This window comes from Sphingomonas sp. BLHR8 (assembly GCF_056821725.1).
This window is the reverse complement of the sequence record NZ_JBPDIM010000001.1, coordinates 22,407-37,375: the sequence shown is the minus strand read 5'-3', so window position 1 is coordinate 37,375 and position 14,969 is coordinate 22,407. Positions and strand designations below refer to the sequence as shown.

Sequence of the window (14,969 nt, the reverse complement as noted above, 5' to 3'; positions counted from 1 at the left end):
CTTACGTGTTACGCGGCCTTGTTCCTGCCCCAGATGTCCCCAGTAACTGTCCCTAGCAACTGTCCCCACGGCGGGTGGAGACGGGCGCCAAATGGACCTTGCCGGATGGCCACGAGCACGATCGCAAACACCCGACGCCGGGGCTCCGTCTACTGGTGGAGGCGCGTGGTCACGGTACCGGGTTTGGCGCCGTCGAAGCTTCATCCCATAACACTCGAACTGAGCCTCCGAACGAAGGAGGCGCGCTGTGCACGCGAACGGGCCTCGGCCCTCACCGCGTATAGTGAGAGAGTGAGAATGAGTTTCCGATCCCGGGTTTTGACGGAAGGGCTGGAACAGCAAGCCGTCGCGAAGCTGCTTGCCGAGGAGATGCGCGCATATCACACGCTTCTCATTCATCTCGAAGCCGCTTGGGCGACCACGCCCGAATGGGGCGCCGTCAATGACCGCGACCGCGATTTGTTGGCGTACCACAAGATATGGTCCGGCGTTGCGGAGCACGGGTTTGCCGGCGTCAGCCCGCAACAATTCGTCGAGCGGCACTGCGCGGAATTCGACGAGGAGACACGCGCCGGCATCAAAGGCCTTTTGCGTCGCGGCGACGCACTTGCGACCGGGCTCGAAGCGGATGCTATTCAGTGTCTCCAGCGGATGGGAGAGCGAGAGACACCGCTCCGTTTGGCCGTCGTACAGCGCACCATCGCGCGAGCGCGCGCAGAGGCGGCGAAACAGTTACAAGCTGACGGGGATGCTCCGGACCTTCTTAGGAGCCGTTTCCCACTCAACGAAAGCCATGCCGTGGACCGGTGGGCGACCGTTGACCCCTTTGCGAGTGCAAGCGCAACGATGGCGAATGTGTTGCCGCAGGCTGGCCCCCTTACGCGATCAAAGCTCACGCCCGATCAACAGGAATTTGCCAAAATGTCGCCGACTGCCGTGGCAGAGCGATACCTAGCGACGGCGTACGGGCATCTTGATCACCGGTCGGGCAGCAAACGTCCGGCTAGGACCGTCGGCGACTCGACGTATCGCGATTTCAAGTGGGCGGCGCTGCTCCTTCAGAAATCCCTCGACCAGCCGAAGCCGTTCGCCGAAGTCTCCTTGAATGATCTCGTCAACTTAGATCGTCTGTTCGACACAATCCCGATTTCATTCGGCAAATCGGTGAGAGATCGCCGTGCCAGCCTCACCCTAGAACAGGTCAAAAAGGAGGCGGAGGAAAGCGTCGCAGCAGGGTCGCTAGATTCCGAAAAAGTCGGCCTCAGCGTCGCGACCACGAACAAGCATTGGCACAGTCTCGCGCGACTGCACGACTACCTCCGTCAGAACGTGCCCACCGTCTCCGAGTTAGACTTCGCGAGGTTCATCACCCCTGACGACAAGTCGGCACGCGAGGCTCGAGATCCCCTGACGGTTGACCAGGGCATCGCGCTCTTCAGCCTCCCTCCTTGGACGGGATGCGCAGGCGAAGCGGCGCCTCGAACCAGGACCCCATATAATTCATGACGGTCTCTACTGGGTCCCTCTGCTTGTCTGGTACACCGGCGCAAGGCGCGAAGAAGTCTGCAAGTTGATGTTGAGCGACATTAAAATAAACGGTGGTACGGCATGCATTATGTTCCGGAACACCGAACAGGTCGCGTCAAGTCATCAAATTCTCGGCGCACTGTCCCACTCCACGCAGAAATTTTGCGTCTTGGTTTCAGTCGCTTCGTTGAGAAGATGAGTTCGCAAGGAGAAACTTTGCTGTTCCCCGAGTTGTATCCTGCACCGGGCACAAAGCGCACCATTGGTGACGTTTTCTTTCGTATGTGGTGGTCCGAACTCAAAAAGCACATTCCGGACTTAAAGCCGGGTCAAGGCCTCCACGCGGTCCGCCACACGGTCGCGGGTGCTCTAAGAAACAATGGCATTGCACTCGAGGATCGGAACGACATCCTTGGGCATAGTCAGAAGGGGCTTGGGGAGGGCGCCGAACGATATCCGGGAGCCCTTAACGTGGAAATCATGCGATCGCATTTGGACCTGGTGCCCGTCATCACCGATCATCTGCCGACTTGCACGGAGTCCATTCTTTTGCCGAAAGAGTATCGTAAGCCCCGCCCCTCGCGTCAAAGGGGCGTCCACGATAGCGAGAAATGAACTACCGCTTATTGGCGGGAACTTTCACCATGGTCGTGTCGCACAGTCTATGGTGCCGGCGTGAACGGGCTTGGCCCGTTGGAGTCGTTGGTCGATGATTTTGCCGCTGAGCCAGAGCGCTTGATAGACCTAGCGGTACGTTCTCACAGCAGGCGAAAACAATTATTCGGTCAGGTAGTTGACGGCCTCGCCAACGGAAGCTTTGCGCCCAAGTGCGACATTCGGTCGCTAAATCGCGCGGTTCAGAAGCAGCCGACAACGAAAGCTGTGAGTGTCTGCTGTGGGTAAGTGGTCGTCCCGTTGAGGCAGGTCTGCACCCAGTCGCAGCAGAACGATCATACTCGCCCGTTCTCCTGAACCCGCGGCGAGCTCAAGAGACGCCACCATCAGCGATCCCATCGATAACACGGCAATCGGCCATTCGGCCCCCCTCGCAGGTGGTCGCGACTTGCTGCAGCTCCTCCCGCAGTCGGAGGAGCCTTGCAATCCGCGCGTCGACGTCGGCGAGGTGGTTTCGAGCGATCGCAGCAGCGGCGCCGCAGTCCCTCTCCGGTTGCTCGGATAGTGAGATCAGGGACCGCAGCTCGTCGGTCGAGAAGCCGAGCTCCCGCCCATTGCGAATGAAGCCGAGCCGCCGGACATCGTCTTCATCATAGGTGCGGCGGCCAGAATCGGTCCGGGTTGCCCGAGGCATCAGCGCAATCTCTTCGTAGAAACGGATCGTGTTGATCTTGGTCCCCGTCCGCCGTGCCAGGTCCCCAATCATCAGCCTCGCCATCGCCTCGCCCTTGATCCTCCAGTGACTGGAGGTTCTATAGGCTCCCGCATGAGTGATTCGAACCAGGAATCCGGCTGCGGCTGTCATGGCGACACGCAGAAAGCAGCGAGAGATCCGGCCTATCGCCGGGCGCTATGGATCGTCGTCATCCTCAATGTGGGCTTCGGCCTGATCGAGCTGGTCGGCGGCTTCCTCGCCGACAGTCAGGCGCTGAAGGCAGATTCCCTCGACTTCCTCGGCGACGGCTCGATCACCTTCGTCGGTCTGCTCGCGCTCTCGTGGGCTGAAAGGACCCGGGCCAAGGTCGCGCTCACCCAGGGCATCTTCCTGGCGCTACTCGGCGTGTGGGTGCTTGGCATGGCCGTGTGGCGGGCGATGAACGCGGTGCCGCCGGAAGCCGAACTGATGGGGGGCATCGGCATCGCGGCTCTGGCCGTGAACGTCACAGCGGCGCTGGTCCTCGCGAAGTTCCGTGAAGGCGGCGACGCACAGGCGCGGGCGATCTGGCTGTTCTCGCGCAATGACGCGATCAACAACGTGGCCGTGATCATCGCGGCCGGGCTGGTGTTCTGGCTCGAAAGCGCCTGGCCGGACCTCCTCGTTGCGGCCGCGATCGCGGTCGTGTTCCTCCATTCGGCCTGGGAGATCATCGGCGATGCTCGCAAGGAGCTGAGCGAGCCGCGATGAAGCCGGCGAGCTTCCTGCGCCAGGCGTTCCTGATGGTTCTGCTTGCGTTTGCCGCAGTCTCGCCGGCCCATGCACAGACCGCCCCTGCGCAAACCATCTGGCGGCTGCTCGACTACATCGCGGTCGATTACTCCGGAGCCGTTGCGCAGGGCCGTGTCATCAACGAGGCCGAGTATGTCGAGATGGTCGAGTTCTCGGCCAGTGTGCGGCAGCGGCTGGCGCAACTCCCGCCCACGACAGCACGTGCGTCGCTCGTCAGCGAGGCCGAGACACTACAGGACATCATCGCCGCCAAAGCGCCTCCACTTCAGGTGGCCATCTCGGCACGCGCGCTCGGGCGCGATCTCCTCGCAGCTTATCCGGTGCCCCTTGCCCCTCCCGGGGCGCCAGATCTCGCCCGGGGCGCGGCCCTTTATGCGGAGCACTGCTCGAGTTGCCATGGTGCAAGCGGGAACGGCCGCGGGCTGGAGTCGGCAGGCATGGACCCGCCGCCGATCGACTTTACAGATCGGGCGCGGGCGCGAGAGCGGAGCGTGTTCGCGCTCTACCAGGTGATCGAACAGGGGCTTGAGGGCACCGCCATGGAGTCCTTTGCCCATCTTCCGGTGGAGGACCGCTGGGCTTTGGCCTTCCACGTGGGGCGGTATGCCTACCCCGAGCAACTCGCCGCCCGTGGCCAGCAGGTCTGGGCCAACCCTCGGGCGCAAGCGGCCGTGCCTGACATGCGAGCGCTCGTCAGCCTCACAACAGCGCAACTCGAGCAAAGCCTCGGTTCGGCTGAGGGCACTGCCCTCACGGCATTCCTTCGCGGAAAGCCGCAAGTCCTTGGCAGCGGCGCGGAACGCTCACTCGGTATTGCGCGGGACCGGCTGCAAGAGGCCTTGGCTGCATACGAAGTGGGTCATTTCTCCAGCGCCGAGGATCTCGCCCTCGCCGCGTATCTCGACGGCTTCGAGCCGGTGGAGCCGATCCTGACCGCGCGCAACGGGGCACTGATGCGCTCGATCGAAGCCGCAATGGCCGAGCTGCGCTCGAGGATCGACGATCAGCAGCCGGTGAGCAATGTGCGTCAGCAGGTGGACGAAGTCCTGCGGCTGCTAGACGACGCCGAGACGGAAATGGCGCCGGAAAACGCCAGTTCAGCGTCGTCCTTCATCGGGGCCTTCACGGTTTTGCTTCGCGAAGGTCTCGAGGCCTTGCTCATCGTCATCGCCATGGTGGCCTTCCTCAGGAAGGCCGAGCGGCAGGACGCCATGCGCTACGTTCATGGCGGGTGGATCGCTGCTCTCTTGGCGGGCGCCGCCACCTGGCTCGCAGCGACCTACCTGATCAGCATCAGCGGGGCGAGCCGGGAGCTCACGGAAGGGTTCGGCTCCCTGTTCGCGGCCATTGTCCTCCTCTCGGTGGGCATCTGGATGCACGGCAAGGCACAGGCGGGTGCATGGCAGCGCTACATTGCCGAACGCATGAGCGCCGCCCTATCCCAGCGGTCATTGTGGTTCCTGTTCGGCCTGACGTTCGTCGTGGTCTATCGCGAGGTGTTTGAGACCATCCTCTTCTACACCGCGCTCTGGACAGACGGAAACGGCGGCGCCGTTGCCGGCGGCGCGGTGGCGGCGACCGTTCTTCTGGCCATCATTGCGGTCGCCATGCTGCGCTACAGCCGGCAGCTGCCGATCTCGACGTTCTTCACCTACAGCTCGATCCTCATTGCGATCCTCGCCGTGGTGCTCGCCGGGAAGGGCATCGGGGGACTGCAGGAAGGCGGGATCATCGATGTCACCCCGTTCCTCGCCGTTCCACACGTCGACATGCTTGGCCTGATCCCGACGAGGGAAACGGTGATTGCGCAAATACTCACGGCCGCCGCCCTTACAGCCGGGTTCTGGCTGAATTGGCGGGCAGCGCAGACAGCGAGGGCAGCCTAGCATGTGCCGCTTGAGGTAGAGGAGGCAAAACGCGGGCTGGAATGCCGGAAACTGACAACGTCCTCGCTAATGATGAGGCGAGCGCGATGTTAGCGGGACGCGAAGCGGACCGTCGGCTATCGCCTGGAGTCGCTCCATTTCAGACTGGCAGCTAACGGCCCAGTCTTTGCCTCAGCGCTCCAGCCGGGCGCGTACCGCGCCAAAACGCCCAGCGAACAAGGCGATATCCCGGTTGGGTCCAATTGCGACATCGACATTGCCGAGGAATATGCGCTGCAACGGACGCGCCTCCGGATCGCCCTCGCAGGCCTCGGCCGGCCTCTCCGGAGCGAAGCGAACAGCACCGTCCAGCTCACGGGGAGCTGCCCGCCAGCGCCCTTCGGTGACGCCGCACGGCTGGGTCAGCCGGAAGCGACTCCCCGGCAGGATGGCTAGCGTGCCGCCGCCCTCGCCGAGCAGGGTGAAGCGCATGCCTGGCACCAAGCTGGTGGTGACGCCGCCCGTACCCGGCGGTGCAACGCCGGCGCGGCGCAGACGGATCGCACCTGACTGGGATGACAGGATAAGACCACCGGGGATGCGGCCGATCCGCGGCTCGGCAAGGACGATGTTCTTGAAGCGGGCATCCTCGCTGCCCGCCGTGCAATTGGCGAGCGTGGTGACCCCGCTACCGTGCAGGAACAACTGCCGCTCGAATGGAATGGCGAGCCCCTCGGTGTGGTTGCAACCGTCCCACAGATAATAAGCATTGCGCGTGAGGATGAGCTCGGCAGGCTTGGCACCGTTACGCTGGGCGGCAGTACGACCGCCCTCGACCGCGTAGCGCCCCGCGATCGCTCCGCCCTCACTGCTACCCCGGCGCACGAGATCGCCGACCATCCAGTGGCCGCCGCCGGCGAGCAGGATCTCGCCGTTCGGACCATTGCTGTAGCGCAAGGCCCCGCGCATCGCCTGCGCCCACGCCTCGCTCTGCCCGCGAGACGCGGGGTTGCAAGTGCGCGCGGTCCGGCTGCCGGGGCTCAGGGTGACCGCCCCCGTCCCAGCCTGAGTCCAACTGCCTTCCAAGGTGAGGCAAGGCGTCTCCAAGGTGAAGCGGTCGCCTTCTACCGTCAAGGTCGGCCCGGAGCGTGCGCCCGGCATCTCGATTGCCTTGCCGTCGAGCGCGCCGAAGCTCCACGCGGTGCCGATGAATGGAGTGGGCGCGACAACGAGCCGGTCGGCCGGCAGCGCCCCGGTGCGTTCAAGCTCCAGGCGCTGACCAGGCGCGGCAAGAGCGATCCGGTCGGCCCCAAGCCATTCAATCCGCGGGGCGCTGGCCAGCAGGCGCTGAACGCCCGTCTCCTGCCCGTCGAACGGCGCGCCGCAGGCCATGGCCGTGGACATTGCGAAGCCGCCGTAGAAGCGGCCCTCGTGCGCGAGCCCCTGCCCGCCGAACCCGTTACAGCCGGCATAGCCGCCATAGCCATGCTCATCGAAGGTCAGGACAGGCGGTCGGCCATCGCGTCCCACGATCGGCGGGCGCCCGTCCAGCGCGACAATCCGCCACTGGCCCAGCATGCTGGTCGGCGCCGGCTCTGGCTCCGCTGGTGGTGACGAGGCGGACGAGCAGCGGCAGCGAGCAGCAGAGGGGCAATCCTATACATGAGCGCATATCGCCCGAGCCCGCCCGAACGGCACCTTAACGGCCGCGACCGGCGTGCACCGCAACCCGGTCCTTCCACACGGGGTCCTTAGGCCGAATGGCAGAGCATCTCGTTTACACCGAGAGGGTCGGCCGTTGGGTGTCTGCTTCGCGGTCGTCGACGTCTTAAAGCCGCCAGACCGCTTCCGGTATCCAGCGGCCATGCCCTCGTTGTAGAAGCGGGCGAGGGCCGCGCTGTGCCGTGGCCACAACATTCCCGGTACATTCTCCATAAGGAATGCGCGCGGCGCGAAGGCCCTGACGAAGTCAAAATAGGTGTGGATCAGATCGTTGCGCTGATCGCTTACGCCAGCACCGTTCGCGCGATGGCTCGAGAAGCCCTGGTAAGGCGGACCGCCCAGCATCACATGGACAGGACCACGCCTCTTCAGGGTCTGCCGGGCGAGGAGGCCGGGGTCGAGAGTACGGATATCAGCCTCGATCAGCCGCGTCGGGCGCTGGCCACTCACCAAGTTTAGGCGATAGGTAGCGGCAGCATGGCATCATGTTCGATCGCGAGCGACACCTCGAAACCTGCTTGCCGGGCAGCCAGTGAGAAACCACCGGCACCGGCAAACAGATCGACGCACCTCAGTGCAGGATGCCCCCGCTTTCCAATCGTACTACCCCCCCGTCAGACACTACGCGGCCCGGATCAGAATCATGGCAATAGGTGGGCATTGACGCTTTTGTCGACTGTTATGAGGGACTGGCCGAGTTTGGGCGACGTTCCACTGTGTAATAACGGGTGGCACCAACGCCCCTTGTGAAACGCGGCTGGTCGAAAGCCTCGGGCTTCACGTACCACACTTGGCTGACGGGCAACGCTCCTCCCTTGGTTCGTCAAACGCGCGGGTGGTGGTCAGGCGTTCGCTGCACCTGAGCCAGGATTGACAGAGCTGCTCTCGTTGATCCCGGCGATGACGGCGGAGGAGATTCTGCAGTCACCTGGATCCGCCATCATGCTCGTCCTCGATGCGATCGAGGAGCACTCGGCCCACTTCCGCGGGCTATGGTCGCGCTGATCGGACCCGCGGCGTCAGTGCGCGTGCTGCTGGTGCACGACCGCGTGCCCCTGCCCCTGGCGATCAGCCAGCGGTTCACCGGAAAGGCGAATGCGCCGGCGATCAGCAGCGCGACGGCCAGGCTGCCCCAGAACAGCAGGCTTCCGAGCCCGGCGTCCATGGCGCCGGGAATGGCGAGCATGATCGCGTTGTCGACCACCTCCATGATGAGGATGGAGATGGTGTCCGCGGCAAGCGCGAGCTTCAGCACCGCGCCGAAGGCGAGCCCCGCGCGCAGCAGCGGGAACATCGTGAACGCGTAGCCGAAGAGGAAGGCCAGGCCGACGGCGAGGGCGATCGTGGGCACGGTGGCCCAGCCGAGTGCCGTGCCGATGGCAAGGCCGAGGACCTCGCCGACCGCACAGCTGGAGGCGAGGTCGACCTGGACGATGGCGGATTCGTCGACTGTCTTGACCGCGTTCGTGACGGCGCGGGCGCATCCGCCGCAGGTCATGCCGTTCACCTGATAAGCCAGCATCTTGTCCTCGGTTTCACTTCGATGTGGAGGCAAGGTGGAGTTTGACGCCGTGTCAGGGTCAAGGACCTGGCATGGAATTTTTCCGTGCTTGACCCTGCCATTGTGTCAAGGACCATATCCATCGTCGACTCGGCATGAGAGGAGACGGAAAATGGATGCGGCAGTCGCCGTTCGGGAGCGGACGGAAGAGCAGGGCGAGACCATCGCCATACCCGTGGAGGGGATGACCTGCGCCTCCTGCGTCGGGCGCGTCGAGCGCGCCATCCGGCAGGTGCCCGGCGTCGCCGACGTGTCGGTCAACCTAGCCGCGGAGCGGGCGGAGGTCTCGTTCGAGAACGGCCGGGGCGACGCATCCGCCGTCGCGGACGCGATCTTCAAGGCGGGCTACATGCCCGCAAAACGCACGGTCGAGCTGAACGTCACCGGCATGACCTGCGCCTCCTGCGTCGGCCGCGTCGAGAAGGCGCTGCTGAAGGTGCCGGGCGTCGTGAAGGCGAGCGTCAACCTCGCCACCGAGACCGCCAGCGTCGAGACGGTCTCCACCTCGCCCGAGGCGCTAGTGAAGGCCGCGGAGAAGGCGGGCTATTCTGCCTCGTTGCGGGAGGCCTCGTCCGCCACGACCGCCGCGGACGAGGAGGAAGCCAGGCGTTCCGCCGTCGCCGCACGCGAGCTTCGGCACGTGATCATCGCGGCGCTGCTGTCGCTCCCCCTCGTCCTGCCCATGCTGCTGGCGCCGCTCGGAGTCGACTTCGTCGTGCCCGGCTGGGTCCAGCTCCTGCTGGCCACGCCCGTCCAGTTCTGGCTCGGCGCCCGCTTCTACCGCGCCGGCTGGAAGGCCGCCCGTGCAGGCACCGGCAACATGGACCTGCTGGTCGCGCTCGGCACGTCCGCCGCCTACGGCCTCAGCCTGTATCAGCTGGTCGTCCCGGGGATGGACCACGGCATGGCCGGCCACTTCTACTTCGAGGCCTCGGCGGTGGTGATCACGCTGATCCTGCTCGGGAAGTGGCTGGAGGGGCGCGCGAAGCGGCAGACCGGCGCGGCCATTCGCGCGCTCATGGCGCTGCGTCCTGACCGCGCCCGAGTCATCGATGCCAACGGCTCCGAACGCGAGGTCGCCCTGGATCAGGTCCGGGTGGGCGATCTCGTGCGGGTGCGGCCCGGCGAGCGCATTCCGGTCGATGGTCTGCTGCGCGAAGGCGCGAGCAGCGTGGACGAGTCCATGCTCACTGGCGAGAGCATGCCGGTGGCGAAAGCGCTCGGTGACAAGGTGACCGGCGGTTCGATCAACGGTGAGGGCTTGATCCTCATCGAGACGAGCGCGGTTGGCGCGGAGACCACACTCGCCCGCATCGTGCGTCTGGTGGAGAGCGCCCAGGGCGCCAAGGCCTCCATCCAGCGGCTCGTCGACAGGGTGAGCGCCGTCTTCGTGCCCGTCGTGCTCGCGATCGCCCTGCTCACCTTCGTGGGCTGGCTGGCCGTGGGTGGCAGTTTCGAGGTCGCCGTGCTGAACGCGGTCGCGGTCATGGTGATCGCCTGCCCCTGCGCCCTCGGCCTGGCGACGCCGACCGCCATCATGGCCGGCACGGGCGTGGCCGCCCGCGCCGGGGTCCTGATCAAGGACGCCGAGGCACTCGAGACCGCTCACCGGATCGACACAGTGGCGTTCGACAAGACTGGGACCCTAACGGAGGGCAAGCCGAGGCTGGTTGCCTCCGTGCCGGCCGAGGGTGTCGGGGATGATGAACTGCTCGCGCTGGCGGCGGCCCTGCAGAGCGGAAGCGAGCATCCGCTGGCCCGCGCCGTTGTCACGGCGGCCGAGGAGCAGTCGGTCCGCGCCCGTCCCGCCGCCGACCTTCGCGCCCTGCCAGGCCGCGGCATCGCCGCAACGGTCGAGGGCCGCAGCCTCATCCTCGGCAGCACGCGGCTGATGGAGGAGAACGGTATTGGGCTGACGGCGCTTCATCGCCGAGCTCGCGAACTGGAGCATGATGGCCGGTCCGTGTCATGGATTGCGCAGACTGGCGACGACAAGCGCCTGCTCGGGCTGATGGGCTTTGGCGACGAGCCCAAGCCGGCCGCCGAGGCCGCCGTTAAGGCTCTACACGCCCGTGGCATTCGCACGGTCATGCTGACCGGCGACAATGAAGGGAGCGCAAACGCCGTCGCTCGCCGCCTCGGCATCGACGAGGCGATCGCCAACATTCTGCCAGAGGACAAGGCTCAGGCGGTGTCCCGCCTTAGGCACGAGGGCGGCACGGTCGCGATGGTCGGCGATGGGGTGAACGACGCGCCAGCTCTCGCGGCGGCCGATGTCGGCATCGCCATGTCGACCGGCACCGACGTCGCGATGCACACGGCGGGCGTCACGCTGATGCGGGGTGACCCCCGTCTCGTCGCAGATGCCGTGGAGATCTCCAGGCGGACCTATTCCAAGATCCGCCAGGGGCTGTTCTGGGCGTTCATCTACAACGTGATCGGCATCCCGCTGGCCGCGCTCGGCTACCTCAGCCCCGTGATAGCGGGCGCCGCCATGGCGCTCTCCAGCGTCAGTGTGGTTGGCAACGCTCTTACCTTGCGCCGCTGGCGCCCCGCTGCGAGTGTGAGCCTGGAGCCATGAACATCGGCCAAGCCTCCAAGCGCAGCGGCGTCAGCCAGCGAATGATCCGCCACTATGAGGGCATAGGGCTAATCCCGAAGGCGGCGCGGCGCGACTCCGGCTACCGCGATTACGACGACCGCGACGTCCACACGCTGCGCTTCATCCGCCGCGCGCGCGACCTCGGCTTTCCGATCGAGGAGATCGGCCGGCTGCTGGCGCTGTGGCAGGACCGGAGCCGCGCCAGCGCCGACGTCAAGGCCCTTGCCACCGCACGCGCCGAAGAGCTGAAGCGCAAGGAGGACGAGATCCGCGCGATGCGCAGGACGCTCGAGGACCTTGCCCGCCATTGTCACGGCGACGACCGTCCCGATTGCCCGATCTTGGCCGATCTCGCGGCGGAGGACGCAAGCCATGCGTGACAGGGCACCGTTCATTGCCGGTCGATCCGGCTCGCACTATGTCTGGCGGCGCATGCCCCGGCTTCTGTCCTCCCTGCTTCTGGCGTTTGCCCTGCTGCTTTCGCCGCTGGCCATGATCGGCGGCGTCGGTCCGGCGCATGCCGCGACCCCGCAGGCGGCGCCGGCGGCTGGCCATTGCACCGAGAAGGCTCCGGCGACCGAGCACGAGAAAAGCGCGCCCGGAATGGAGGCGGGCTGCGCCGTCGCCTGCGCCGCCGTTCCCGCGACGGAGCCGTTCAGTGCGGAACGGCTGCCGCACGATGTCCTGCCGCCGGCCTTGCTCGGCGATCAGCTCCTTTCCGGCATTCACCCTGAGGGAGAGACGCCCCCGCCGCGTATTCGTCCAGAGATCTGACGCGAACTCGAGATTTCTGGAGATCAATGATGAAGCTGTTTCTCATTGCGGTCGCGATGGCGACCGCTGCTCCCGCGGTCGCGCAGACCGCGGCCCCCGCCAATACCCACACGAGCCATGCCGGGCACTCGGCCCAGCAGGCCCAGGGCCAGCACGCCGGGCACGGCGCTCCGACGGCCCAGTCCGGCCAGGCCGATCCGCACGCCGGTCACGCCATGGCGGACTGCTGCCGTCGTGACGCCAACGGGCGAATGGCCTGTTGCGAGGGCATGGCGAGCGGCAACGGCCGCGGCTGCTGTGCCGGGCAGCGTCAGCAAGGCCAGGCGGCCGACCCGCATGCCGGCCACGACATGAGCGGTGGCGCTCATGCGGGGCACGGACCTAACCAGAACTGAGCTCAGGAGGGAGGCGACGCCCAGCGCCGTCTCCCGACCTGTCGAGACGATGGCGGTGGCGCATGCCCCGCCCGAAGGAATTCTCAATGAACCAGATTATCGGCCGGCGTTCCCTGCTCAAGGCCGGCGCACTCGGCGCCGCGGGCGTGGGACTGTCGGGCTTGTTCCCGGCGTGGGCCCAGAATGGCAGCCACGGCCTCGCCAGCAAGGCCGGCGCCACCCTCACGGGCGAGGAAATCCGGCTGCGCGTGGCGAACACCATGTTCGACATCGACGGTCGTAACGGCCACGCGCTGGCCATCAACGGGACCATCCCCGCGCCGCTGATCCGTTTGCGCGAAGGTCAGAACGTGCGCCTCATTGTTGAGAACACGCTCGACGAGGACACGTCCATCCACTGGCATGGCCTGATCGTGCCCTTTCAGATGGACGGCGTGCCGGGTATCAGTTTTCCCGGCATCCGCGCGCGTTCGACCTTCACCTACGAGTTCCCGCTCAGGCAGTCGGGCACCTATTGGTATCACAGCCACTCGGGGCTGCAGGAGCAGCTCGGCCATTATGGGCCGATGATCATCGACCCGGCCGGTGCCGATCCCGTCGCCTACGACCGCGAGCATGTGATCGTGCTTTCCGACTGGAGCTTCCTCCACCCGCATCAGATCTTCATGCGGATGAAACAGGAGGGCGGCTTCTTCAATCGGCAGAAAGAGACCTTGTTCGGCCAGCGCAGCGAGGAGCTGAGCCAGGAAGACCGGCAGATGTTCGCCCGGATGCGGATGGACCCCACCGACATCTCGGACGTGACCGAGGCGGCCTACACGCTGCTGATCAACGGCCATAGTCCCCGGGAGAACTGGACTGGCCTGTTCCGACCCGGCGAGCGGGTGCGCCTTCGAATCATCAACGCGGCCGCGCAGACGACCTTCAACTTCCGCATTCCTGGCCTACCGATGACGTTCGTCGCCACCGATGGGATCAACATGCGGCCAGTGGAGGTGGACGAGTTCCAGATTGGAAACGCCGAGACCTACGACTTCATCGTCCAGCCGGCCGACCAGGCTTACACGATCGTTGCCGAGAGCATCGACCGTTCGGCCATGGCGCGCGCGACGCTGGCGCCGCGCATGGGCATGGTCTCGGCCGTTCCGCCTCTCCGCGAGCGCCCCACTCTCAACATGGTCGACATGGGCATGGGCGGCATGGATCACGGCGCAATGGGTCATGGAGCCGGCGCCGGAACGGCGGCGGGAGCCGCCTCGGGCGGCATGGCTGGCATGGACCACAGTGCAATGGGGCACGGGCCGTCGACGCCGTCGGGGGCTCCGGCCGGCGGCATGGCGGGCATGGACCACTCCAACATGGACATGCGCGACGAGTCCAAGGTGAATTTCCCGGTCGGCGTGGGCGTCGACATGATCGCGCCCAACCCGATCGACCGCACCGGGCACCCGGGCATCGGCCTCGAGAACGTGGGGCACCGCGTGCTCACCTATAGGGACATGATCCAGCTGACCCCCAACCGCGACACGCGCACGCCGACGCGGCGGATCGACATCCACCTGACCGGCAACATGGAGCGGTTCATGTGGTCGATGGACGGCGAACAGCTGAGCGAAAACCCGGAGCCCTATCGCTTCGCGCGCAACGAGCGGGTTCGGCTCAGGCTGATCAACGACACGATGATGACCCACCCGATGCACCTGCACGGCCACTTCTTCGAGATCGTCAATGGCCATGGCGCCAGTCAGCCGATGAAGCATACGGTGAAGGTGATGCCCGGCGGCTTCGTTGATCTCGACCTGACCGCCGACGCGCCCGGCGACTGGGCGTTCCACTGCCACCTTCTCTACCACATGCATGCGGGGATGATGCGCGTCGTCACGGTCCGTCCGCTTGATGGAGACGCAGCATGAACCGGATGATCCTCGCCTTGTTGGCGACGACCGCCGCTACCCCCGCGCTCGCGCAGCATAGCGGCCATGGCCAACCAGCCGCGGCGCCGACGGCGACGGCGCCCGCTGCGCCCGCGGCGACCTGCACGCCCGAGCACGCGGCAATGGGGCACTGCACGATGCCGGCTCGACCCGCAGCTCCCGCACCTGCGCCCGCGCCCGCGGCGACCTGCACGCCGGAACACGCTGCCATGGGTCACTGCACGATACCGGCTCAAGGTCCGGCGCCCGCACCTGCACCCGCGACGACGTGCACCCCCGAGCACGCAGTCTTGGGCCACTGCACCATGCCCGCAGCTACCGCGACGCCAACGCCGTCGCCCGGTCCGGCTCCAGCGCAGACCTGCACCCCCGAACACGCCGCGATGGGCCATTGCCAAATGCCGGCTGCGCGCCCCGCCCCGCCGGTCGCGCCTTCGCCGACCCGGGCGGCGACATGCACGCCGGAG

The 14,969-nt window shown here is 66.0% G+C and carries 13 protein-coding genes and 1 pseudogene; 9 read left to right on the top strand and 5 right to left on the bottom strand.

What is annotated here, in order from left to right:
• The first annotated feature begins 297 nt into the window (after positions 1–297).
• Together ACRYJK_RS00180 and ACRYJK_RS00175 are read left to right on the top strand one after the other, a co-directional pair.
• The gene (locus ACRYJK_RS00180) at positions 298–1,506 is read left to right on the top strand and encodes a hypothetical protein (RefSeq protein WP_482665584.1); all 1,209 of its coding nucleotides are present in this window, start codon (positions 298–300) and stop codon (positions 1,504–1,506) included.
• A 102-nt stretch (positions 1,507–1,608) separates the two neighbouring features.
• On the top strand, positions 1,609–2,142 hold the full coding sequence (locus ACRYJK_RS00175; RefSeq protein WP_482665583.1) for a site-specific integrase: 534 nt from the start codon (positions 1,609–1,611) through the stop codon (positions 2,140–2,142).
• Positions 2,143–2,512: 370 nt separating this feature from the next.
• On the opposite strand, the gene ACRYJK_RS00170 is transcribed toward ACRYJK_RS00175, so the two are convergent.
• The gene (locus ACRYJK_RS00170; RefSeq protein ID WP_066764977.1) at positions 2,513–2,920 is read right to left on the bottom strand and encodes a MerR family transcriptional regulator; all 408 of its coding nucleotides are present in this window, start codon (positions 2,918–2,920) and stop codon (positions 2,513–2,515) included.
• A 48-nt stretch (positions 2,921–2,968) separates the two neighbouring features.
• On the opposite strand from ACRYJK_RS00170, the gene ACRYJK_RS00165 reads away from it, so the two are divergent.
• Complete coding sequence (locus ACRYJK_RS00165) at positions 2,969–3,607, top strand: cation efflux transmembrane domain-containing protein (RefSeq protein ID WP_394270821.1); 639 nt, start codon at positions 2,969–2,971, stop codon at positions 3,605–3,607.
• Complete coding sequence (locus ACRYJK_RS00160; RefSeq protein WP_482665582.1) at positions 3,604–5,535, top strand: FTR1 family protein; 1,932 nt, start codon at positions 3,604–3,606, stop codon at positions 5,533–5,535. Before ACRYJK_RS00165 ends, ACRYJK_RS00160 begins: the two co-directional genes overlap by 4 nt.
• A 171-nt stretch (positions 5,536–5,706) precedes the next feature.
• On the opposite strand, the gene ACRYJK_RS00155 is transcribed toward ACRYJK_RS00160, so the two are convergent.
• The 4 genes and pseudogenes from ACRYJK_RS00155 to ACRYJK_RS00140 all read right to left on the bottom strand — a co-directional run bounded on the left by ACRYJK_RS00155 (position 5,707) and on the right by ACRYJK_RS00140 (position 8,758).
• Complete coding sequence (locus tag ACRYJK_RS00155; RefSeq protein WP_482665581.1) at positions 5,707–7,092, bottom strand: META domain-containing protein; 1,386 nt, start codon at positions 7,090–7,092, stop codon at positions 5,707–5,709.
• 78 nt (positions 7,093–7,170) lie between these two features.
• Positions 7,171–7,701, bottom strand: a pseudogene (locus tag ACRYJK_RS00150) (DNA cytosine methyltransferase); the annotation flags it as partial.
• On the bottom strand, positions 7,692–7,796 hold the full coding sequence (locus ACRYJK_RS00145) for a hypothetical protein (RefSeq protein ID WP_482667353.1): 105 nt from the start codon (positions 7,794–7,796) through the stop codon (positions 7,692–7,694). The gene ACRYJK_RS00145 and the pseudogene ACRYJK_RS00150, both read right to left, overlap by 10 nt.
• 380 nt (positions 7,797–8,176) lie before the next feature.
• Positions 8,177–8,758: a DUF4396 domain-containing protein gene (locus ACRYJK_RS00140; protein WP_482665580.1), complete on the bottom strand. Its 582-nt coding sequence runs from the start codon at positions 8,756–8,758 to the stop codon at positions 8,177–8,179.
• A gap of 151 nt (positions 8,759–8,909) precedes the next feature.
• Here ACRYJK_RS00140 and ACRYJK_RS00135 point away from each other — a divergent pair, with 151 nt between their 5' ends.
• The 5 genes from ACRYJK_RS00135 (at position 8,910) to ACRYJK_RS00115 (ending at position 14,481) form a co-directional block, all read left to right on the top strand.
• Positions 8,910–11,378: a heavy metal translocating P-type ATPase gene (locus ACRYJK_RS00135; protein ID WP_482665579.1), complete on the top strand. Its 2,469-nt coding sequence runs from the start codon at positions 8,910–8,912 to the stop codon at positions 11,376–11,378.
• A complete protein-coding gene (gene cueR, locus ACRYJK_RS00130; protein WP_482665578.1) occupies positions 11,375–11,779 on the top strand; it encodes a Cu(I)-responsive transcriptional regulator in 405 nt (134 codons plus the stop codon). The genes ACRYJK_RS00135 and cueR overlap by 4 nt, the downstream gene beginning before the upstream one ends.
• On the top strand, positions 11,772–12,173 hold the full coding sequence (locus ACRYJK_RS00125) for a hypothetical protein (protein ID WP_482665577.1): 402 nt from the start codon (positions 11,772–11,774) through the stop codon (positions 12,171–12,173). The genes cueR and ACRYJK_RS00125 overlap by 8 nt, the downstream gene beginning before the upstream one ends.
• Before the next feature lie 29 nt (positions 12,174–12,202).
• Positions 12,203–12,568 (top strand): hypothetical protein, encoded by a 366-nt coding sequence (locus ACRYJK_RS00120; protein ID WP_482665576.1) that lies wholly within the window; start codon positions 12,203–12,205, stop codon positions 12,566–12,568.
• Positions 12,569–12,654: 86 nt separating this feature from the next.
• On the top strand, positions 12,655–14,481 hold the full coding sequence (locus tag ACRYJK_RS00115; protein WP_482665575.1) for a copper resistance system multicopper oxidase: 1,827 nt from the start codon (positions 12,655–12,657) through the stop codon (positions 14,479–14,481).
• Positions 14,482–14,969: the final 488 nt, after the last annotated feature.

What these genes read in the sequence shown, in the direction of transcription:
- ACRYJK_RS00175 (WP_482665583.1), top strand. Translation starts at nt 1,609, where the DNA reads ATGCATTATGTTCCGGAACACCGAACAGGTCGCGTCAAGTCATCAAAT.
- ACRYJK_RS00160 (WP_482665582.1), top strand. Translation starts at nt 3,604, where the DNA reads ATGAAGCCGGCGAGCTTCCTGCGCCAGGCGTTCCTGATGGTTCTGCTT.
- ACRYJK_RS00125 (WP_482665577.1), top strand. Translation starts at nt 11,772, where the DNA reads ATGCGTGACAGGGCACCGTTCATTGCCGGTCGATCCGGCTCGCACTAT.
- ACRYJK_RS00135 (WP_482665579.1), top strand. Translation starts at nt 8,910, where the DNA reads ATGGATGCGGCAGTCGCCGTTCGGGAGCGGACGGAAGAGCAGGGCGAG.
- ACRYJK_RS00140 (WP_482665580.1), bottom strand. Translation starts at nt 8,758, where the DNA reads ATGCTGGCTTATCAGGTGAACGGCATGACCTGCGGCGGATGCGCCCGC.
- ACRYJK_RS00165 (WP_394270821.1), top strand. Translation starts at nt 2,969, where the DNA reads ATGAGTGATTCGAACCAGGAATCCGGCTGCGGCTGTCATGGCGACACG.
- ACRYJK_RS00180 (WP_482665584.1), top strand. Translation starts at nt 298, where the DNA reads ATGAGTTTCCGATCCCGGGTTTTGACGGAAGGGCTGGAACAGCAAGCC.
- ACRYJK_RS00155 (WP_482665581.1), bottom strand. Translation starts at nt 7,092, where the DNA reads ATGCTGGGCCAGTGGCGGATTGTCGCGCTGGACGGGCGCCCGCCGATC.
- ACRYJK_RS00170 (WP_066764977.1), bottom strand. Translation starts at nt 2,920, where the DNA reads ATGGCGAGGCTGATGATTGGGGACCTGGCACGGCGGACGGGGACCAAG.
- cueR (WP_482665578.1), top strand. Translation starts at nt 11,375, where the DNA reads ATGAACATCGGCCAAGCCTCCAAGCGCAGCGGCGTCAGCCAGCGAATG.
- ACRYJK_RS00115 (WP_482665575.1), top strand. Translation starts at nt 12,655, where the DNA reads ATGAACCAGATTATCGGCCGGCGTTCCCTGCTCAAGGCCGGCGCACTC.
- ACRYJK_RS00120 (WP_482665576.1), top strand. Translation starts at nt 12,203, where the DNA reads ATGAAGCTGTTTCTCATTGCGGTCGCGATGGCGACCGCTGCTCCCGCG.